The organism is Tenacibaculum sp. Ill, assembly GCF_051938915.1.
In the GTDB taxonomy this organism is placed as follows: domain Bacteria; phylum Bacteroidota; class Bacteroidia; order Flavobacteriales; family Flavobacteriaceae; genus Polaribacter; species Polaribacter larymnensis.
The window spans coordinates 2,765,248-2,787,852 of the sequence record NZ_JBPSCW010000002.1; the positions used below are offsets into that span (position 1 = coordinate 2,765,248).

The 22,605-nt window shown below is 32.0% G+C and carries 16 protein-coding genes; 14 read left to right on the plus strand and 2 right to left on the minus strand.

Features of this window, described 5'->3' with window-relative positions; translation table 11 throughout:
* Positions 1-7 precede the first annotated feature (7 nt).
* The 6 genes from ACTPNM_RS13040 (at position 8) to ACTPNM_RS13065 (ending at position 5,644) form a co-directional block, all read left to right on the plus strand.
* Entirely contained in the window at positions 8-2,542 is a 2,535-nt protein-coding gene (locus tag ACTPNM_RS13040) for a DUF5916 domain-containing protein (RefSeq protein WP_440122246.1), read from the plus strand.
* A gap of 89 nt (positions 2,543-2,631) precedes the next feature.
* Entirely contained in the window at positions 2,632-3,294 is a 663-nt protein-coding gene (locus tag ACTPNM_RS13045) for an ABC transporter ATP-binding protein (RefSeq protein WP_440122247.1), read from the plus strand.
* Positions 3,295-3,339: 45 nt separating this feature from the next.
* The gene (locus tag ACTPNM_RS13050; protein ID WP_121147040.1) at positions 3,340-3,891 is read left to right on the plus strand and encodes a CPBP family intramembrane glutamic endopeptidase; all 552 of its coding nucleotides are present in this window, start codon (positions 3,340-3,342) and stop codon (positions 3,889-3,891) included.
* A 1-nt stretch (position 3,892) separates the two neighbouring features.
* Positions 3,893-4,657: a TIGR02757 family protein gene (locus ACTPNM_RS13055; protein WP_121147039.1), complete on the plus strand. Its 765-nt coding sequence runs from the start codon at positions 3,893-3,895 to the stop codon at positions 4,655-4,657.
* Between the two features lie 31 nt (positions 4,658-4,688).
* Positions 4,689-5,249 (plus strand): PAS domain-containing protein, encoded by a 561-nt coding sequence (locus ACTPNM_RS13060; RefSeq protein WP_440122249.1) that lies wholly within the window; start codon positions 4,689-4,691, stop codon positions 5,247-5,249.
* Between the two features lie 11 nt (positions 5,250-5,260).
* Positions 5,261-5,644: a DUF6122 family protein gene (locus tag ACTPNM_RS13065; RefSeq protein ID WP_440122251.1), complete on the plus strand. Its 384-nt coding sequence runs from the start codon at positions 5,261-5,263 to the stop codon at positions 5,642-5,644.
* Here the strand turns inward: ACTPNM_RS13065 and ACTPNM_RS13070 are convergent.
* Complete coding sequence (locus ACTPNM_RS13070; protein ID WP_425659348.1) at positions 5,633-6,391, minus strand: diphthine--ammonia ligase; 759 nt, start codon at positions 6,389-6,391, stop codon at positions 5,633-5,635. The genes ACTPNM_RS13065 and ACTPNM_RS13070 overlap by 12 nt on opposite strands.
* A 1,440-nt stretch (positions 6,392-7,831) precedes the next feature.
* Positions 7,832-8,521, minus strand: coding sequence for an SMI1/KNR4 family protein (locus tag ACTPNM_RS13075; protein WP_440122252.1), 690 nt, complete (start codon positions 8,519-8,521; stop codon positions 7,832-7,834).
* Between the two features lie 277 nt (positions 8,522-8,798).
* On the opposite strand from ACTPNM_RS13075, the gene ACTPNM_RS13080 reads away from it, so the two are divergent.
* From ACTPNM_RS13080 to ACTPNM_RS13115, 8 genes are all read left to right on the plus strand, one after another.
* Positions 8,799-10,256, plus strand: coding sequence for an N-6 DNA methylase (locus tag ACTPNM_RS13080; RefSeq protein WP_440122253.1), 1,458 nt, complete (start codon positions 8,799-8,801; stop codon positions 10,254-10,256).
* Positions 10,253-11,497 (plus strand): restriction endonuclease subunit S, encoded by a 1,245-nt coding sequence (locus ACTPNM_RS13085; RefSeq protein WP_440122254.1) that lies wholly within the window; start codon positions 10,253-10,255, stop codon positions 11,495-11,497. The genes ACTPNM_RS13080 and ACTPNM_RS13085 overlap by 4 nt, the downstream gene beginning before the upstream one ends.
* Positions 11,494-13,875 carry an EcoAI/FtnUII family type I restriction enzme subunit R gene (gene hsdR, locus ACTPNM_RS13090; protein WP_440122256.1) on the plus strand — a complete coding sequence of 794 codons (2,382 nt, stop codon included), beginning with the start codon at positions 11,494-11,496 and terminating at the stop codon, positions 13,873-13,875. Before ACTPNM_RS13085 ends, hsdR begins: the two co-directional genes overlap by 4 nt.
* Before the next feature lie 34 nt (positions 13,876-13,909).
* The gene (locus ACTPNM_RS13095) at positions 13,910-15,187 is read left to right on the plus strand and encodes a phosphoribosyltransferase-like protein (protein ID WP_440122258.1); all 1,278 of its coding nucleotides are present in this window, start codon (positions 13,910-13,912) and stop codon (positions 15,185-15,187) included.
* A gap of 299 nt (positions 15,188-15,486) precedes the next feature.
* Positions 15,487-16,626: a reverse transcriptase family protein gene (locus tag ACTPNM_RS13100; protein ID WP_273695333.1), complete on the plus strand. Its 1,140-nt coding sequence runs from the start codon at positions 15,487-15,489 to the stop codon at positions 16,624-16,626.
* Between the two features lie 293 nt (positions 16,627-16,919).
* The gene (locus ACTPNM_RS13105) at positions 16,920-19,721 is read left to right on the plus strand and encodes an AAA family ATPase (RefSeq protein ID WP_440122260.1); all 2,802 of its coding nucleotides are present in this window, start codon (positions 16,920-16,922) and stop codon (positions 19,719-19,721) included.
* Position 19,722: 1 nt separating this feature from the next.
* Entirely contained in the window at positions 19,723-20,943 is a 1,221-nt protein-coding gene (locus tag ACTPNM_RS13110; protein ID WP_440122261.1) for an McrC family protein, read from the plus strand.
* A gap of 1,484 nt (positions 20,944-22,427) precedes the next feature.
* Entirely contained in the window at positions 22,428-22,604 is a 177-nt protein-coding gene (locus tag ACTPNM_RS13115; protein WP_273694721.1) for a hypothetical protein, read from the plus strand.
* Position 22,605 lies beyond the last annotated feature (1 nt).

Consider the following 22,605-nt stretch of genomic DNA (forward strand, 5'->3'; position numbering starts at 1 on the left):
ATCAACTATGCTTAAAGTTTTAGCATTTATTACAACCTGTTTCTTCTTTATAGGAGTTACAAATGCCCAAACAATTAACCAAAACAGGAAAAAACTAGACGTGATACGTGTAGATTCACCTCCAAAAATTGACGGAAAATTAGACGATGCTGCCTGGAAAAATGTCCCTGCCGCAAAAGACTTTGTAATGATGCGTCCTGATAACGGAAAAGCAGAACCTGACACCCATAAAACAGTAGTAAAATTAGTTTACGATGATAATGCTATTTACATCAGCGCTAAAATGTACGACCCAGAACCATCTAAAATACCTGCTGAGTTTACTAACAGAGACAACATTGGTAACAGTGATTTCTTTTTAATAACCATTAACCCTAACGATGATGGACAAAATCCTTTTGAATTTATTGTAACCAGTTCTGGTGCGCAAGCAGACTCAAAAGTATCAAACGGAAATGAAGATTTTAACTGGAGTGCTGTATGGGATAGCGATTTTAGTATTAATGAAGACTCTTGGGTTGTAGAAATGAAGATTCCTTATAGAGCTTTACGTTTTGCTAATGTTCCAGTTCAATCATGGGGAATTAACTTCCACAGAAAAGCATTGAATTTAAATGCTCAATTTACGTGGAATCATATTGATAACCAACAAGGAAACTGGACACAATATGATGGTTTATATGAAAACTTCACCAACATAAAACCTCCTACTCGATTAAACTTTTACCCATACGCATCCGCTACTACCACCACTAAAGATGGTAATACTGATTTTGACTGGAGTGTAGGTATGGATGTAAAATATGGAATTACCGAAAACTTTACTTTAGACGCTACTTTAATTCCTGATTTTAGCCAAGTAGGTTTTGATAATGTTACCTTAAACCTTGGTCCTTTTGAACAACAATTTACAGAACAACGTCAGTTTTTTACTGAAGGAACTGAATTATTTAGTAAAGGACGCCTATTTTATTCAAGAAGAATTGGAGGAAGACCAATAGATCAATTTTCTGGTGAACGAAGAGACGATGAAGAATTTACTGATGGAAAAAAAGTAAACGATGAAGTTATAAATGTTCCTGATAAAGTTCAAATGCTAAACGCCATAAAAATATCTGGAAGAACCAAAGGAGGTTTAGGTGTAGGTTTTTTTAACGCTATTACCGAAAAAACAGAAGCTACTGTTGAAAGAACTGAGCAAACAATTAATGGATTAGACACTATTAGTAATGTTAGCACCTATAAAACTACAGTAAACCCTTTTTCTAACTACAATATTATGGTACTAGATCAGCAGTTTAATCAAAACTCTGCGATAACCTTAATCAATACCAATGTAACTCGTGATGGAAGATTTAGAGATGCAAATGTTACTGGATTGATTTGGCATGTTGAAGACAAAGAAAGTAAGTATAACATAGATGGTAGCTTTAAAATGAGTAATATTTCTGATGATGCAGACTATCCTAATACAGGATACGCTTTTGATACCAGTATAGGTAAACAATCTGGAAATTGGCGTGGAGAAATTGGATACAATTTTGAAAACAAAGACTACAACCCTAATGATATGGGGATTCTTTTTAGTAATAATGAACAAACTATTTACGGTTTTGTTGGTTACCGTTTATTAAAACCTAAAGGAATATTTAATAATTACGGGGCCAACATATACTATAACTTTAACTTTTTGCACAACCCAGGAACTTATGTTGGTACCAATGCTGGTCTATCTTTTTGGGCTGATACCAAAAACCGGTTCAGCTTTGGAGGAAACTTAAATTATAGCACAGAACGAAAAGACTTTTTTGAACCAAGACAAGGAACAACAAGTGGTATCTACTTTAACAAACCTGAAAGGCTGAATGTGAACCATTGGGGGTCTACCGATTATAGAAAAAAGTTTGCAATAGATTATAATTGGTATTATACCTTTTATAACTACAACCCTAAAGAAGACTACGGATTCAGAATTTCACCAAGATATCGTTTTACAAACAAATTTTCTTTAATTTATGGTTTCAGATATGGAAAAACGAATAACGATCAAGGATATGTTACAAAAGTTAGTGAAGACGATGTGCAAGAAAAACCTTCTTTAGCACCATTAAAAGATCATATTATTTTTGGTCAACGAGATTGGGCTACATACGACAATTCTTTAACAGGAAAATATACCTTTAGTACAAAATCTGCAGTATCATTATCATTTAGACATAACTGGAGTAAAGTTCCATATCAAGGAAAGTATTTTAGTTTAAATGAAGATAACGGAGAACTTACAAAGAATAATTACCAAGGAGAGCACGATAAAAACTTTAATAGTTGGAACTTAGATCTAAACTATCAATGGCAATTTGCTCCAGGTAGCCAATTAATCTTTTTCTACAGAAATTCTATAAGGCCAGATCATGATTTTGCTCCTGCAAACATTGATTTTAAAAACAACATCTCAAAACTTTTTGATCAAAGTATGCAGCATAGATTTTCAGTTCGATTAGTTTATTTTATCGATTACAACAACATTAAAAACATAATTTAAATACACGTTTATGTATTGTTTGAAATCAGATAAGCATTAAAGCGTATCTGATTTCTTTTTTATACTTTCGTTACTTAGAAAATAATACTATGATTGTTGCTAAAAACATCCACAAACATTACGGAGAGGTAGAAATATTAAAAGGTGTTGATCTTCATATAAAAAAAGGAGAAATTGTAGCTATTGTTGGTCCTTCAGGAGCAGGAAAAACAACCTTACTACAAATTTTAGGAACCTTAGATAAACCATTAAAAGATCAGAGCTACGAATTATTGGTAGATGGTGTTTCTATCAAAGGTTTAAACGACACAAAAGTTTCTGCGTTCCGAAATAAACACATCGGATTCATTTTTCAATTTCATCAGTTATTACCAGAGTTTACAGCCTTAGAAAACGTTTGTATTCCTGCATTTATAGGAGGAAAAGGAAAAGTAGAAACCGAAAAAAGAGCCAAAGAATTACTAGCCTTTTTAGGATTATCACATAGAGAAAATCACAAACCTAACGAGCTTTCTGGAGGAGAACAACAACGTGTTGCTGTTGCCAGAGCTTTAATTAATGAACCTTCTGTTATTTTTGCTGACGAACCTTCAGGAAACCTTGATTCTACCTCAGCAAAAAACTTACATGAATTGTTTTTTAAATTACGTGATGAGTTTGGACAAACGTTTGTATTAGTTACACACAACAAAGAATTAGCAAAAATGGCTGATAGAACGCTTACAATGAAAGACGGAATTATTGTTGAATAATGTAACTATTTAAAGTTTCTTGCTACTAATTAATAAATCACTCACATGAAAGAAACTTTTCAAGAACTTGTTACTTATTTAAAAAAACCTGTTTTAGAAGAAGATACCAACCAAGATATTTCGTATCGATTCCAAAAATTCTTTCACCTCCTTTTCATAAGCATTATTACAGGTGCAATATTATCGCCTCTTTTTCTTCTTGTTCAAGAATTAGGTTTGATAAACATGAATGAACATGCTATGGAGGAATTACTAAAAGCGCATACCAAATGGTTTATCGCTTTTCTTACAATCATTTTAGCTCCTTTATTTGAAGAGTTATTTTTTAGAGCACCAATCACCTTATTTCATGGTAAAAAAACTTTTAAAATAGCCTTTTATGTATTCGCACTACTTTTTGGTTTGGTACATTTAACTAACTTTAATATTACCACCAACGTACTTTTATTAGCACCAATACTAGTAGCTCCACAAACTATATTAGGTGGTTATTTAGGGTTTATCAGGGTTCGTTTTGGTTTACAATGGAGTATCTTATTACACGCTTGTTACAATGCTTTCTTTGTTTTGCTTAGTTTTGCAGGAGATTTAGCATAAAATGAACAAAAAGGAGCTCAAAGAATTTTTAGACGAAAAAGTAACACAATACAATAATCCAGATTTTATTGATAGTGACCCCATTCAAATTCCACACCAATTTTCGGTAAAAGAGGATATTGAAATTGCTGGTTTTTTAGCTGCAACTATTGCTTGGGGAAACCGTAAAATGATTATTAACAACTCCCATAAAATGATGGATTTAATGGGGAATTCTCCGTACGATTTTGTTCTCAATCATTCTGAAGAAGACTTAGCTGATTTTGACGGATTTGTACACCGAACGTTTAATGCTGATGATTTTAAGCTCTTTGTTCAATCGTTAAAAAACATCTACCAAAATCATGGCGGATTAGAAGCTGTGTTACAACCAAAAGATAATGCCGATAATTATCAGCATGCTATTCATAACTTTAAACAAGTATTTTTTGAAATTCCACACCAATCAAGAACTTTAAAACATGTTTCTGACCCTTTAAAAGGTTCTGCATCCAAAAGAATTAACATGTTTTTACGTTGGATGGTTCGTGATAATACAACTGGAGTCGATTTAGGTATTTGGAAAACACACTCACCAGCGCATTTACACTGTCCGCTAGATGTACATACAGGAAATATTGCTCGAAAATTAAAAATTCTTACTAGAAAACAAAACGATTGGAAAGCCATTCAAGAACTTGATGTAACTTTAAGAAAGTTTGATAAGAAAGACCCTGTTAAGTATGATTTTGCCTTATTTGGCCTAGGTGTTTTTGAAAAATTTTAGTTTTACTAAAAAAAGTAGTTATTTAGTAGGTATGAAAAATAGTTTTGATAAAATGATGTCTTTAGATATTTATGTATCAAATTTAGACAAAGAAGAATACATTAAAATTGCTGATAACCTTAATCCTTCATCTAAAAAAAGTGTAAACCTTTTAAGTTGGGGAATTCAAGACTTATTTATTGAAAAAGAACTATACAGTGACTTAAAACTTATAAAAACATTTTCAAAAAGCTTCAACTGGAAAAATAACATTACATCTATTATAAAAGAAAACGATTATGAATCGTTAGTTCTTACCGATATACAAAAGAAAATAATTTGGGTAAGTGATGGTTTTACCAAAATGACGGGCTACAAAAAAGAATTTGCATTAAACAAAACCCCACGCTTTTTACAAGGAGAAAAAACAAAGGAAACTACTAGAAAAAGGATTCAAACAAAACTTTTAAAGGGAAAACCATTTAAAGATGTAATCATTAATTACAGAAAAGATAAATCTACCTATAAATGTGAACTATATATAATCCCGCTACATAACAATAACAACTCGGAAATCACACATTTTTTAGCTTTAGAAAAAGAAGTGGTTTAAGCTTTAAGCAAATGCAAACATTTATTAACTACTTTTTACATTTTGGTTTCCCTGTAATTATAGCCTATCTATTTTTTAAAAATAACTGGAAAAAAATTGCACTATTACTACTTGCTACCATGTTGGTAGATGTAGATCACTTATTAGCAAGTCCTATATTTGATCCTAACCGATGTAGTTTTGGTTTTCACATATTCCATTCCTACTATGCAATAGGAATGTATGTTATCTTACTTTTTTTAAAAAGACCTTATAACATTATCGGTTTAGGGTTACTACTACACATGCTAACCGATTTTATCGATTGTTTATTTATGTATAACGCCTGTAGCTCTTGCTTAGAAAATTCCCCAGCAAAAAATTTATTAGAACCAATAAGCAAATTACTTTTTTAACAGTAAATCACAGTACCAAAAACTTCTATCATAGTTTTTAGTGGTGCTTTCCTCTTTTTTCTTAGTTTTCTTTGAATCTTGATAACAATTGTCATCATCACTTTTATGCAAAGTATACGATTTCAACACCTTCTCTCCTATTTCAAACTCCACAGGTTTCTTAAAAATAGGTCCGTCATAACAAAAGGTATGAAACTCACCATTTTCTCCGCAAACATCTACCCCTTCAGGAAGTTCATTAATAAAATCTTCATCAATAACTCTCCCTACAAACTCTTCTCCTAACAATTTGGCATTCACACAAACAGTTATTGTTTTAAAACCTAAGGCTAAAAACTCACGAAGTAACTCTTTTGTATCTTGTTTCCATAACGGATACACACCTGTAATTCCGACCTCTTGTAGCTTCGAATCGCGATATGCTCTTAAATCCTCCAAAAAAATATCTCCAAAAATACCATTTACAAGCCCTGCATCTTTTAACTCAGCCGTTTTCTCCTTCATTCTCTGATTGTACAAATCCATTGTAACTTCAGCAGGAAAATATATTTTTTCTAAAGGAATCCCAATACTTTCAGCCTGTGCATCTAACAAATCTTCATGCAAACCATGCATTGAAACACGTTGATAATCTTGATTTACATTCGTTATCAACTTTTGCACATCGTATTCTTTTTGCTGTAATATTTTGTATAATGCTAATGAAGAGTCTTTTCCAGAGCTCCAGTTAAAATAGGCTTTTTTCATACAGCAAATATGCATAAAAAAAACTCTAAAAGTAAAATTCATTTATTTCATTATTATAATGTAACACTATTACAAACGGATACTAAACCTTACAACTGTAACTCAAGACAAACGATAATCGAAGTAAAAAATGAAACAATCTCATGAACAGGAGTTACTCACAAACATATACTTTCATTTTGTCTTGATACAAAACGAAACAAAATATCCATTCGAAGTGATGGTAATCGAGAAAAAGATTGCTTCGTTTCTCGCAATGACGGAAACCAACAATAACGTCATTACGAACGAAACGTAGTGAAGTGACGTAATCTCATGAATGTGAGTTACTCATAACTTTAAGACCTCACACATATATTCGAGGTGACGGTAGTCGAGAAAAAGATTGCTTCGTCCTTCCTCCTCGCAATGACAGTAATAAAAGCGTCCTTAGAAAACAAACCGAAAATTACACCACAAGAAACGTCAAAAATGAAAAGCTGTTTGAGCGACAGTGAGTTCTTTTCATTTAGTTTCGAGGATGTTAATTTTCGAGTGAAGGTTTCGAAAGACTAGATTTTTTGGTTCTTTTTCATCAATGGAAAAAGAATAATACTACTATAAACAAAACGGTCATTTCGAACTGAGCTGTAGCGAAGTGTGATTAAACCCCATGAATATGAGTTACTCACAAACATATACTTTCATTTTGTCTTGATACAAAACGAAACAAAAAATTAAGACTTATTTTTCCTTTTTTGAATTCTACGTTGTATTCCGTATTCGAATCCAGACCGTAAACTCTTTGGATTCTCTTCTACTCCATAACCTTGAATTCTAGCAAAATAAAAATAGGTCGGTTATTCATACTCTTCTCTGCCTCCTATAACGTCATTACGAACGAAACGTAGTGAAGTGACGTAATCTTATGAATGTGAGCTACTCATAACCTTAAGATCTCACACATATATTCGAAGTGACAGTAACCGATAAACAGATTGCTTCGTCCTACCTCCTCGCAATGACAGTAATAAAAGCGTCCTTAGAAAACAAACCGAAAATTACACCACAAGAAACGTCAAAAATGAAAAGCTGTTTGAGCGACAGTGAGTTCTTTTCATTTAGTTTCGAGGATGTTAATTTTCGAGTGAAGGTTTCGAAAGACTAGATTTTTTGGTGCTGTTTCATCAATGGAAAAAGAACAATATCATACAAACGAATAATGAGCCTAGTCGAAATGACAGTAGTAGAGAAAAAGATTGCTTCGTTCCTCGCAATGACGGAAACCAACAACAACGTCATTACGAACGGACACTGAGCGAAGTCGAAGTGGAAAGTGACGTAATCTCATGAATCAGAGTAACTCATAACATTAAGATTTCTCAGTCATAACTTCCTTCGAAATGACGGGAAACGAAAAAAAGATTGCTTCGTCCTACCTCCTCGCAATGACGACAATAATTAATTACTTACTATTCCTTTCTTTTTATTGTATTTATCAGCAATATCCGTCCAATCGTCTCTATGATTATGTTCAAAAATAATTTCTACTTTGCTATAATCACTTTGTTGGTCTTCTTTCCATTCTGTCCATTCTTCCTCATCCCATTCGGTTCTTTCATCATCAATATAAAATCGATCATTTTTGTATTCTTCAATGAGGAAATCTACAAAATCATCAAAACTATCAGCAATAACCGAAACAGGTTCTGGCTCTGCGCAAGGCAAGTAAATAATTTGTCCGTAAGTTCCTTTTTCTGCTGGATCATAGTCAATACACAAGTATTGACCAGAACCGTCTGTAGCAAAGGGTAACCTTTTGGCACTGTACAAAATATTTTTTACCAAGTCCTTTTGATAAACACTATCGGGATATGCTTGGTTTTCGTGTTCTTTAAAAAAATTATACTCACCAATAACACGATTACAACTATATAAAAAATAGCTAAAAAATCCGTGTGGGCTTTCACCCCACTTCTCGTCTCCATTGGTTATTTTTAATAAGTCTTTTAACGATTGCGGTATAGGTAAGTTCGTTTCTTTTTCTATACGCGCTATTGCTGTATCACTAGCTCCTGGTGGTAATGTTTCTCTTATTTCTGGAAACTTTGTTGAAATTACCGCTAACAATTCTTCTATCTTATTTTTCATAGTATGTATGTTTTTATGTAAGCTGCAATCTACCAAAAATCTATATTTTACATATACTTCAAAACCACATACAGAAACCTCTACTTTGTTTGTTATTACTTTTTTAAAACTAACAAAATTCTAAAAACAAACATTTTTCTATTACGGTACGTACATTTTTTAAACGTTTATCACATTTTTACAGTTTCTTATGGTTTTCCGTAGGGTAATTGTACGGGTTTTGTTATTTTAGGGCTTCAAAAAAATAGCACCCACAAAAAACAAGTAATACATATAAATGAGTTTCGAACAAACTTTTAAAAACATAGACGACCTCCTTTACAAAGACTCTGGAGCAGACAGTGAATTAGATTATATAGGGCAAACCTCTTGGGTACTATTCTTACGTTACTTAGATGAATTAGAACAAGATAAAGCTGATGAAGCTGCCTTAGAAGGCAAAGATTACACTTTTATTTTAAAAGAAGAATATCGCTGGAATAATTGGGCAATGCCTAAAGATACTGATGGAAAACTAGACCATCATATAGCTTTAACAGGTAAAGATTTAGTACAGTTTGTGGATGGTGAATTGTTTCCTTACTTAGCAGAATTTAAAAATACTGCCGAACATCCGCAGACCATTGAATATAAAATTGGAGAAATTTTCTCTGAACTCAAAAACAAAATACAATCGGGATACAACCTACGTGAAATTTTAGAGTATGCCGATGAATTACCGTTTAGGACCTCTAAAGACAAACATGAGCTGAGCCACCTGTATGAAACCAAAATTAAAAACATGGGGAATGCAGGACGTAATGGCGGACAATACTACACCCCTCGCCCATTAATTAGGGCTATGATTCAAGTAATTAATCCACAAATGGGTGAAACGGTTTATGATGGTGCAGCGGGTTCTTGTGGTTTTTTATGTGAAGCCTACGAGTACATGTACGAACGCATGGAAAAAAATACCGATAACTTGAAAACCTTACAAGAAGCTACTTTTTATGGTAAAGAAAAAAAGAACTTGGCATACGTCATTGGTATTATGAACATGATACTGCACGGTATCGAAGCTCCCAATATTATACACACCAATACCTTGGGTGAAAACATACGCGACATCCAAGAAAAAGACCGCTACAACGTTATATTGGCGAACCCACCTTTTGGAGGAAAAGAACGTAAAGAAGTGCAGCAAAACTTTGATATTAAAACAGGAGAAACCGCATTCCTGTTTATGCAGCACTTTATTAAAAGCTTAAAAGCGGGCGGACGAGCAGCCATCGTTATCAAAAACACGGTGCTAAGTAACACCGACAATGCCTCGGTAAGTTTGCGTAAGTTATTATTAGAAAGCTGTAACCTACATACTATTTTAGACATGCCTAGTGGTACTTTTTTAGGAGCAGGTGTAAAAACCGTAACCTTATTTTTTACCAAAGGAGAGCCTACTAAAAACATTTGGTATTACCAGTTAGACCCAGGGCGTAATATGGGTAAAACCAACCCATTAAACGACAAAGATTTAGCAGAGTTCATCAAATTACAAGAAACCCAACCAGAAACTGAAAACTCTTGGAATCTAAAAATTGCCGATATAGATACCGAAACTTTTGACCTAAGCGTTAAAAACCCAAACACACCTGAAGAAGCTCCTTTACGAGCTCCTGAAGATATTTTAGCAGAAATGGAAACCTTGGATACGGAAACAAATGCAATTCTTCAATCTCTAAAAGAGTTGATATGAGAGAAGGTTGGAAATTAAAAACATTATCTGAAGTCTGTGAAAAGATAACAGACGGCTCTCATAATCCTCCTAAAGGAAAAGAAAGCGGACGCATAATGTTAAGTGGTCGTAACATAACGGAATCTGGTCTTGACTTAACAAAGGTCAGATACATTTCAAATGATGAATTTGAAAAAGAAGATAAACGAACTGATGTTAAACCAGGTGATGTTCTTTTAACTATAGTAGGAACTATAGGGAGAAGTGTTGTTTACCCTTCAGGTATTGAAAAAATGGTTTTTCAAAGAAGTGTAGCTATTTTGAAACCTAATGAAATTTTAGATTCAGATTTTTTATCAAAGTTATTTAATAGTAAAGAATATCAGGATTTATTTGAAAGTAAAGCAAGAGGCGTAGCTCAAAAAGGAATATATCTTAAAACCCTTAGAAGTATCCCAATCCCAATCCCACCACTAGAAGAACAACAACAAATCGTAGCCATTTTAGATAAAGCCTTTGCAGCTATAGACCAAGCCAAAACCAATATTGAAAGAAATATTGAAAATGCAAAAGAATTGTTTCAATCGAAGCTCAACCAAATCTTTAGCCAAACAGGTGATGGTTGGGAGGAGAAGACTTTAGGTGAAGTTTGTTCAGTTTTAAATGGATTTGCTTTTAAAAGTAAAGACACAATTTCTAATTCAAATACCCAACTGTTAAGAATGGGTAACTTATATCAAAACATCTTAGACCTTAATAGAAAACCTGTTTTCTACCCCGATGGTTTTTCAAATAAATATAACACCTATTTATTAAAAGAAGGTGATTTGATTATGTCTTTAACAGGTACGGTAGATAAGACTGATTATGGGTATACGGTTAAAATTCCAGAAACTGATGTTCACTTATTACTTAATCAACGAATAATGAAAATTGATGTAATTGATAAAAATATTCTAAACAAAGATTATTTACGACATTATTTATTATCTCCTAATTTTCTTAAAAGACTATATGCAACTGCAAGTGGAACAAGACAAGCAAATCTTTCCAGTAGAACGATTTTGACTCTAAATATTAGTTTCCCAAAAAATATTCAAAAACAACGAGAAATTGTTTTTTTACTAGAGTATCTAAATGGATCCAAAATTAATTTAGAAAACTATTACCAACAAAAACTAACTAACCTTGAAGAGCTCAAAAAATCTATCTTACAAAAAGCCTTTGCAGGTGAATTAACGGAAAAAGAAATTGCTATATGAATGAAGCACAAACCAGACTCGACTATATAGACCCTGCCCTAAAAAAAGCAGGTTGGGGTGAGGTTACAGGTAGTAGAGTACGTGTAGAGTTCCCTATTACCGAGGGGCGTATTATTGGTAAAAACAAACGTACTAGTAAGCTATCGGCAGACTATGTATTAGAATACAAAAACCGCCGTTTAGCTGTAATAGAAGCCAAAGCAAAAAATAAATACTACACCGATGGTTTGGGACAAGCAAAAGACTATGCAGAACGTTTAAACATTCGTTTTACCTATGCAACTAATGGTTTAAAAATTTATGGAGTAGATATGCAAGAAGGTGCCGAGGGAGATGTTACCCACTACCCCACACCTGATGAGTTATGGGAAATGACCTTCCCTACTCCTGTAGAGTCTTATAAAATTGAAATTGCCGATTGGAAAGCCCGTTTTGACGACATCCCTTTTCATCGCTTTAAAGGAAAATATTTACCACGTTATTACCAACACAACGCTGCTTTAAATACTTTAGATGCCATAGCTACAGGTAAAGACCGTATTTTGTTAACCATGGCAACAGGTACGGGTAAAACTGCTACCGCGTTTCATATTTGTTGGAAGTTATTCCATGCCAAATGGAACTTGAAGCGTGATGCTTCTCGTGCACCAAGAATCTTATTTTTAGCCGATAGAAATTTGTTAGCAGACCAAGCCTTTAACTCTTTTGGAGATTTTGAAGACGACGCCTTGGTACGTATACGTCCTTCTGATATTAAAAAGAAGGGAAAAGTACCTACGAATGGTAATGTGTTTTTTACCATTTTTCAATCCTTTATGTCTGGGGAAGATGAAACCCCTTATTTTGGGCAGTACCCAAAAGATTTTTTCGATTTTATCATTATTGATGAATGTCATCGTGGGGGAGCGAAAGATGAAAGTACTTGGCGTGCTATATTGGAGTATTTTAGTCCCGCAGTACAATTAGGACTCACCGCTACTCCAAAAAGAGATATCAATGTAGATACCTACGATTATTTTAAAAAACCTGTATACACTTACTCGTTAAAAGAAGGTATTAATGACGGATTTTTAACACCTTTTAAAGTTAAAGAAATACAAACCACAATAGATAGCTATGCTTTTACCGATGATGATGAAGTTATTGGTGGTGATGTAGATACCACGAGGGAATATACCGAACAGGATTTTAATAGAATTATAGAAATTAAAGCTCGTGAAGAGTACCGCGTACAACTCTTCATGAACATGATTAATCAGCATCAAAAAACACTAGTATTCTGTGCTACACAAATTCATGCTGCTGCCGTTAGAGATTTAATTAATCAGTATAAAACGAGTAAAAGCACCAATTACTGCGAACGTGTTACCGCTGACGATGGTAAAATTGGAGAACAGCATTTACGTGATTTTCAAGACAACGAAAAAACCCTACCTACCATTCTTACTACCTCTCAAAAATTAAGTACAGGTGTTGATGCTCCTGAGGTGAGAAATATAGTACTCATGCGTCCTGTAAACTCAATGATAGAGTTTAAACAAATTGTAGGGCGTGGTACTCGTTTGTTTGATGGTAAATCACATTTTACCATTTACGACTTTGTAAATGCACATGAGCATTTTAAAGACCCAGAATGGGATGGTGAACCACTAGACCCAGTAGAACCTACACCAAAAGGACCAGGGAAACTTTGTACTGTTTGTAACTCTAAACCCTGCATTTGCCTTAAAGAACCCGAAGAACCGTGCTATGTTTGTGGTAACGATCCGTGTGTTTGTGAGCCAGAAGAACGTAAGATGATTAGCATTGTGTTATCTGACGGAAAGAAAAGAGAGTTAGACTCTATGGTAAAAACTACTTTTTGGGATCCTAACGGTACACCGATTTCTTTAGAAGCCTTTATTAAAAAATTATTTGGTGATATGCCTTCTTTGTTTAAAGACGAAGAAGATTTACGAAAAATATGGAGCCTACCTTCTACTCGTAAAAAATTGCTACAAGAACTTAATGATTTAGGCTATTCAACAGAACAATTAGAAGACCTCCGTAAACTTGTGCACGGAGAAGATAGTGATTTGTTTGATGTGCTAAATTATATTGGTTATAGTAACGATTTAGTACCTCGTTTAAATAGAGCCGAAAAAGCAAAAATTCAGTTTTCAAATTATAATAAAGAGCAGCAACAGTTTTTAAATTTCGTATTGCAGCAATATGTAAAAGAAGGGGTTGATGAACTAGATGATGCGAAACTAGGAGATTTGTTAATCTTAAAATATGGTGGTATTGCCGACGCCAAAGCTAATCTAGGAGACATACCAACCATACGAAATACTTTTATTGGTTTTCAAGAACATCTGTATCAGAAAAATGTAGGGTAAAAATTGAATCTAAAAAAAAGCTAAAAAGAAAAAAATGGGACATCCGTTAAAATTAAATAAGAGTACTATTGTAAAAGTTGGTAATTTATTACCACGTTTAAAACATGCTGTGGAACCCATAAAATTAATTAATTGGCTAGAAAATTTTGATGAAAGTGAAGTTGACTTAGCAATAGATTTATTAAGTGTATATGAATACATTCCCTTTAATGAATTTATGTTTCGACTAAATGATTTACTGAGAGAACTATTTAGAAAAATACCTAGAGGAGAAAAGATAATTATTTTCCCTTACGGTAAGGTAGGTAAAAGTGGTACGTTAGTAACCTACCCTTTAAAAAATACAACAGTTTTTGAGGGACGTAAAAAAGATATATTACTAACTCATGATTATGAAAATATAAAAAACCCTAAAGAGTATAAGCATTTTATTTTTTTAGATGATTTTATTGGTAGCGGAAAAACCTTTTGTAAAGTATACTCAGAAGAAAACAACATTCAAAACTGGATACAAAACCAAGAGATAGAAAATGTTTTTATTTTGGCAACTATAGTGATGGCTGAAGGCAAAAAGTATATTAACAAACGTTTTAAAGATGTTATAATAATCGCAGAAGAAAGAAATAAAATTTTTGACACAAATTTATCGCCTTTAAAAATTTTTGGAAACCTTTCAGATATTAAGAACGTGACTAAAAAACATGGAGACAATATTCGTGTAGGAAGATTCCCTGCATACGCCCCTTTTGGTTTTGATAATAGCCAGTCTTTAATATCTTACTTTCATTGTACACCTAACAATACTTTACCCATCATTTGGGGAGAACAAAAAGATTATTGGAAGCCTTTATTTCCTAGAAAAGCTAACATTAGAATGAATGAAGCTAGAGAATTTAAAAAAGAAATTGCTTTTTATATAGGAATTTGTAATAGGTTGGCTATTGATTTATACACAGGTAAATCAATACTTGAAGAAAAAAAAGACAAACTTGTAAGAAACAGAACACATAATACCAAACAAGATCATTCTGTAATAGCTTTATTATTCCTAAAAAACCAGGGATATAATGACTTAATTATTTGTCATATTTTAGGGCTCACGAATAAAGAATTAAAACAAATTTACAAGGAAGCAAAAGATCTAGGTTTTGTAAATACAAGAAAAAGTATAACTCAAGAAGGAGTTTTGTTCCTTAAAAAATTAAAAGAAAAAACAAAAAAAGAAAATTTTAGAAAAGAAACAAAATATAGCCTACGTATGAGGCAAGAATATGAATTATATATACCTAAACAATTTAATGGAATGACATAGTTTTGTTAGCAAATAACCTTAATTAGGTTTTCTCAGTGTATTTCATTGAGAACTATTAAAGCTACTTGATAATATATTCATTAGTTTATTATCATTACCTATATTTTGAAGTTGTTTGTTTGAGTTAAAGGCAAAACAAATACATATATCAAAATTTTAAAACCTTTGTTATTTTATTTTTATAGAAAGGGAAGATAAAGACTATTGAAAGAAAAAGTAAATGATCTTTTTACACAATTATTCCCTTAAAATTATTTCTTAAGAATAAATTTAACATTCAAGAAAGAGTAACATTAGCTATGTCATTTCCATTTAAAGAATTTACAGAAAAAGCAAAAGAAGAAAATAGATCACAAGAATTTATAAATGCTTGTATACAATACGCAAAAAAACTTTCAAGTAAAAAACTTCCTGTTATTTTTTCTTTAGAACACCTTGCTATGTTAATGGGTGTAGAGTCCAATTATCTTAGAACATTAATAGATGATGGTAAAAACGATTTTGTTTACAGTTACGAGCATAAATACAAGAGATATAATTATTTTAAGTTAAAAAAACGTGATGGTGGTTTTAGAGAAATAATGTCTCCAGCAAAAGACCTAAAGTTTATTCAAAAATGGATTTTAGTAAATATTTTAAATAAATATAAATTAAGAAATAGTTGTAAAGGCTTTAGAAAAGAAATATCAATTTACCATAATGCCGAGGTTCATCAAAATTCAGAAACGATCCTAAAAGTTGATTTGTTAAAATTTTATGATACCATTACAGAAAAACGAGTATATGGTTTGTTCAAATCTCTAGGGTATGCAAATAATTTAGCCTACTCTTTTGCGGAACTAACAACTGCAAAACACAGAGATTATTATTGGAGGAGTTTTGATGCCAATTCTAAAAAAGTTTTAAATACTCTATACAACCATAGACCTCCTATATTACCCCAAGGTGCTCCTACAAGCCCTATGATTTCTAACATTTTAGCCGCAAAAATGGATGTGCGATTTGAAAAATTAGCAGAGAAATTAAATTGTAATTACTCTAGATATGCTGATGATTTAACTTTTTCTATTAAAAATGAAGGAAAATTACCGTCTCTGAAACTAATCTATAAAATAATTAGTGATGAAGGTTTTTTTGTAAACGAAAAGAAAACTAAGTATATGAAAAAAGGCTGTAAACAATATGTTACAGGTTTAACTACAACAAATGGAGTGAATGTTTCTAAAGCTTACAGAAAAAGTATAAAAGAACATATTTATTACTCTAGAAAACTTGGAGTTAAAAAGCATTTAAAAAATAGAAATGAAGAGTTTGGAGGATATAATAATATTCAATTTCACAATTGGCTTTTGGGACACTTATGCTTTATAAAATCGGTAAATCAAGAGGCATACAAGAAAATGATAAAAGACTTTAACAAAATTAATTGGTATATCTAAAAATTTACTAATCAAACGATAAAATGAACAAAGAACTAGAAGGCTACGAAAAATGGCTAATAAGTCACGATAAAAAAAGATAATGCAAAAGCAGCCATACGGTTAGCCGTAAAGAAAGAATTGAGAAAGAAAGTAAATTTATCGAAACTTAATGAAATTTTAGAAGAAATTATGCAACAAGTCGAAGGGCAGTTTAGCGAATGGACAGCTTAAAAGAATGTTTATAGCTAAGCCTTTTTTATTTATAGTCATTACGACTGGCCTTTTGAACTTGTAAAAGAAAAAAAATAATTATGAATGAAAAATTACATCAATTAAAACAAGATTTTTTAAGCTATTGGCCTTTAGAAAAATTAGAAAAAATGACTCTAGAGGAATATACAGATACTAAAAGAGAAAACTCTTTTTGTTATTGGGTTGAGCATACTACCCGAGATTTAGGAAGTGTGGTTGGAGGTAGTTCATATAAGTTTGGGATATTCAAAAAAGGCTCTGATACACCAACAGAAAAAACAAGCTATCGTGATTCTGATGGAGAATATGCATGGTATACCAAATATGGAACAACAGTCCAAGAAGCATTTGAAAAAATCAAACAAATCATTATTACTATAGCAACTAGTGCCCAAGAAGACAATTTAAAAGCTATTGATACTATTGATTTGGGTACTGCTTATAAATGGAAGATTGCTTTTTTATATGGCGACTTTAATGTGTTAAATATTTTTAAATTAGAAGCTTTACGCTTTGTAGCTAAAAATTTACAAATTCCTTTTAAAAAGAAGACTCCTGTATCAGTATATCATAGAGAAATTTTAAAAAGAAAAGGTTCGGAAAACTTTTTTGATTTTTCACATCATTTATGGGATCAGTATTACAGGGGACTTATAGATGTGAAGAAAGAGTTTGCTAGTTGGTTAAATAATCAAACACATGATTCTTATAGAAATTATCTTGGGTATACTTTAAATAGTATTCAAGAAAGGTTAAATGAAATTGATACTTTTTTCGATGAAATTGATTTCTTCTTGGTAAACCCTGAAAATGTAGAGGAACATATAAATGCAATAGAACTTATACTAAGCAAAATAGAGCGAGAAAAAAAAGCTGATTTCGTTGAGTATGACCTTAAAAATAGTAACGGAATCCCCAAAGCATTATTAGGAAAAAACAATTATCTACAATTTCTTAATGAAAAGTTTTTTGATAAAAAGAACATAGACATTAGTTTTATAGATAAAATTGAAAAAATAGATCAAGACCTGTTCAATTTATATGAAATCTATTTAAGAGAATATAGAAGTGAAGATTTAAAAGAAAGAACTATTGAAAGTTATGTTGAAACAGCCTCTTTTCAAATTCCTAAAAGATGGAACGAACTCTATTCGAATAGTTTTGATTCTTTTAAATTAAACTATGAAAATATTAAAAAGGTAGAAAATTTATTAGACAAAGGATTTTCAGGATACGCCTCATTCTATCCATTTATATCTAGTTTATTAAATAAGTACAAAAAAATTACGACTATGAATAAAATACTATTTGGTCCTCCTGGTACAGGAAAAACCTATGCTACCAAAAAATTAGCAGTAGAATCAATAGATAAAATAAAGTATACAGAAGAAAGTAGAGAGTTTATTATTCAAAGATATGATGAACTCTATGAAAAAAACCAAATTACGTTTACTACTTTTCATCAATCTATGAGCTACGAAGATTTTGTAGAAGGTATAAAACCTAAAACTGAAGATAATCAGGTTATATATGAGGTAGAAGATGGAATTTTTAAGAAGATAGCTAATAAAGCCAAAGGAATTAAAGGAGAAATTACTTCTAATAACTCCTCTGCTATTGATTTTAAAAAAGTGAACTACTTTAAGATGAGTGTTGGAGGAAAAACACGTAAAGATATTCACGATTGGTGTATTGAAAATAATTATATAGCTTTAGGATATGGAACAACGAATGATTTGAGTGATATTATTCATAACTCCGACCAAAGAAGTTTTAGAGAAGCTTATGAAAAAGAATATTTTGTAAAAGGCGAACATTCTTCATACAGTATTACTGCTATAGCTGCATTTAATTATTGGATGCAAAAAGAAGATATTGTATTAGTTTCTTTAGGCAATCATATTATAGATGCTATTGGTGTAGTAAAAGGAGATTATGAATACAAAAATATTGACGGAATTCCTTATCATCATTTTAGAAAAGTAGAATGGTTAGCTACTAATTTAGATGCCGACCCCAGTTTATTTGTAGATAAAAACATATCACAGCAAACTATTTATCAATTTGATAACAGTGATATTAAAGTTGATTACTTGGAACAAACTTTTTCTAAGCAAACAACAACAGAGGAAATTAAAAAAGATCATGTTTTAATTATTGATGAAATTAACAGAGGGAATGTATCTGCTATTTTTGGGGAATTAATTACGCTTTTAGAACCAGACAAACGATTAGGTCAACCTGAAGCCATTACTGTAAAACTCCCCTATTCTAAAACTGAATTTGGCGTGCCTCATAATTTACATATTATAGGTACTATGAACACTGCTGATCGTTCTGTAGAAGCTTTAGACACTGCTTTGCGTAGGCGCTTTGAGTTTACAGAAGTGATACCTAAACCTGAACTATTAGAGAAAATTATCTTTATTGAAGACGAATTAATTTTCAATCTAAAAGAGGTTTTAGAAACTATTAATAACCGTATAGAGGTATTGATAGATAGAGATCATACCATAGGACATTCTTATTTTATCAATATAGAAAGTGGAGATACAGAAGCTCTCGCTAATACTTTTAACAATAAAGTTATTCCGTTATTGCAAGAGTATTTCTATGGTGATTATGGTAAAATAGGGCTCGTTTTAGGAAATGGCTTTGTCGAACAAAAAAATAATGGAAAAATAAAGTTTGCTAAGTTTTCTTATCAAAATCAAGAAGATTTAAAAACACCTAACTTTTTGCTTAAAAAAATTACTCCAGAGAATATCATAAAAGCCATATCAGAAACACTTGGGGTACCTAAAGAGAAAAAAGAAAACGAACAAAAAGAAGTGCTAACTGAAGCTATGGAAACCCTATAAGATGAAAGTATACGAACATCAACGTTTATATGTTGGTCAACAAGGCTTTCAGCAAAAACATTTAGACGCTCTTTTAAAACTAAACGAATACCATGAGTGGAAATATTTTAAACCTATTGCCAAAGGTATTCAATTTAATCAATATGTAGGTATTATTCAGGTTAATGGCTTATCAATAGAAATTCACCCAAAAGCTGACAAGTATGATTCTGATACTAAATGGCAAAAAGTATTATTACAAATGTTACAAGCCTGTGGAAGGTTAAAAGCTGATACCGCAGGCGCTGCAAATGTTAAACGTACCAATTTGAATTTGTTAGAAGTATACTTTGATTTGTTTTTATCAGAAGTACAAAATTTACAAAGAAAGGGGCTCGTAAAACAATATAGAAAACAAACACAAAACACGAAAGCCCTAAAAGGTAAGCTTGAATTTGCTGGACATATACATAAAAACATTGTACGCAAAGAACAATTTTACACAACTCATCAAGTATATGACACCAATCATGTATTACATCAAGTTTTGCACGAAGCACTAAGCGTAGTATCTCAATATACAAGAGGCACATACTTATATGATTCATACAAACGTGTTGCACTTAACTTTCCTGATATTAGTAAAAAACAAATAAACCAACAACTATTAAACTCTATAAAACTCAACAGAAAATCAAGAGATTACAAGTATGCTATAGAACTTGCAAGGTTGATTATTTTAAACTATTCCCCTAATATATCTGGGGGTCAAGAAAAAATGTTATCTCTTTTGTTTGATATGAATGTATTATGGGAAGAGTATGTATTAACAGAGTTATACAAAACAACTAGAGATAAAAATATAGAAGTAATAGGACAAGATTCAAAACTTTTTTGGAACAATAATAATTTACGCCCTGATATTATACTAAGAAAAGGAAATGAAACATTTATAATAGATACCAAGTGGAAATGTCCTACTAATGATCGTGCTTCTGTTCAAGATTTGAGGCAAATGTATACCTATTGTCGTTTTTGGAATGCTAAAAGAGCACTATTACTGTATCCTGGAGAAAATAAGGATAATCAGTTTCTTAACTTTCATACAGAAGAATATTTAGTAAATGGTAACGCTATGAAACATCAATGTAAAATGGGTTTTATCTCTGTATTAGAAAGTAACAACAACCTATCTAAAACTGTTGGAGAAGACATTATGAATCTGTTAGAAATAAATCACTAAAATTCTGTACACCTTTTTTTCTTACATCTTTTTTGGTGTACATTACTTGTACACTTTTTAAAATGAAAAACTTTTTAGTGTACAGCCTCTGTACACTTTTTTGTTTGGTTATTTTTTTTGTGTACAGGTTTTAACATTAAGTTAAACGGAGCTAAAGCTCATGAATGGAAGGTACTCGTAATCTTAAGATTTAGCTTCGCTGAACCTTACGGTTTCTCCCGCTGGTCGAAATGACGGTTATTGAGAAAAAGATTGCTTCGTCATACCTCCTCGCAATGACTGTAATAAAACGTCCTCAGAAAGCAAGCCGAAAATTAACAACTAACTGTCACTTCGAGTGAAATTCACGAAACGAAGTGAAGGGAATTTTATATCGAGAAGTATTGGATTGTAACAAAGTTCTCGATACTATTTTGTTCCACTACTTTGCACAAAATCACTCGAACTGACATTTCAACGTTATTATGAATGGAAATTAATTACTCATAACCTTGAGGTTTCTCAATCGCTCATAAAATCGCTTCTTCGAAATGACGGTAATAAAACGTCCTTAGAAAACAAGCTAAAAATTAACAACAAACTGTCACTTCGAGTGAAATTCACGAAACGAAGTGAAGGGAATTTTATATCGAGAAATATTGGATTGTAACAAGGTTCTCGATACTATTTTGTTCTACTACGTTACACAAAATCACTCGAACTGACATTTCAACGTTATTATGAATGGAAATTAGTTACTCATAACCTTGAGGTTTCTCAATCGCTCATAAAATCGCTTCTTCGAAATGACAGTAATAAAAACGTCCTTAGAAAACAAACCGAAAATTACACCGCAAGAAACGTTATAAATGAAAAGCTGTTTGAGCGACAGCGAGTTCTTTTCATTTAGTTTCGAGGATGATAATTTTCGAGTAAAGGTTTCGAAAGACTAGATTTTTTGGTTCTTTTTCATCAATGGAAAAAGAGCAATACCATACAAACTAACACTCAACGAAATAGAAATGGAAAATGACGTAATCTCATAAACGTATACTTTCATTTTGTCTTGATACAAAACGAAACAAAAAATCAAGACGTATTTTTCCTTTTTTTGAATTCTACGTTGTATTCCGTATTCGAATCAAGACCGTAAACTCTTTGGATTCTCTTCTACTCCATAACCTCGGATTCTACCAAAATAAAAATAGGTCGACGTTTATCCATACTCATCTCAATCTCCTCGCAAAGAGGAAAACCAACAAATAATGACGTCATTTCGACTGGAAGGAGAAATCTCATTATTCAGAATTACTCATAACATTAAGATTTAGCTTCGCTGAACCTTACGGTTTCTTGCTAGCGCTCGAAATGACGGTAGTAAAAGAACTTGGTTGCTCTCTCCTACTCTTTTAATAAAGTATGAGAGCACCTTACCTTTTTTATAGCTTTTCAAAAGGTTAAAAAACGCTAATAAACTATTTTTAAACAACTTAAAACAACTAATTATGTTACAAAACATTTTAAACTTAGGATTAACATTAACAAAAAAAGAACAGAAACTTGTTAAAGGTGGTGCATTACCTACTTGTACTGTATGCTTTGACTTTTGTAGATCGCAAAATTTTCAGACTAAAGAAGAGTTTAGTGCTTGTTTTTATGATTGTAAACAAGAACTTTGTTAAA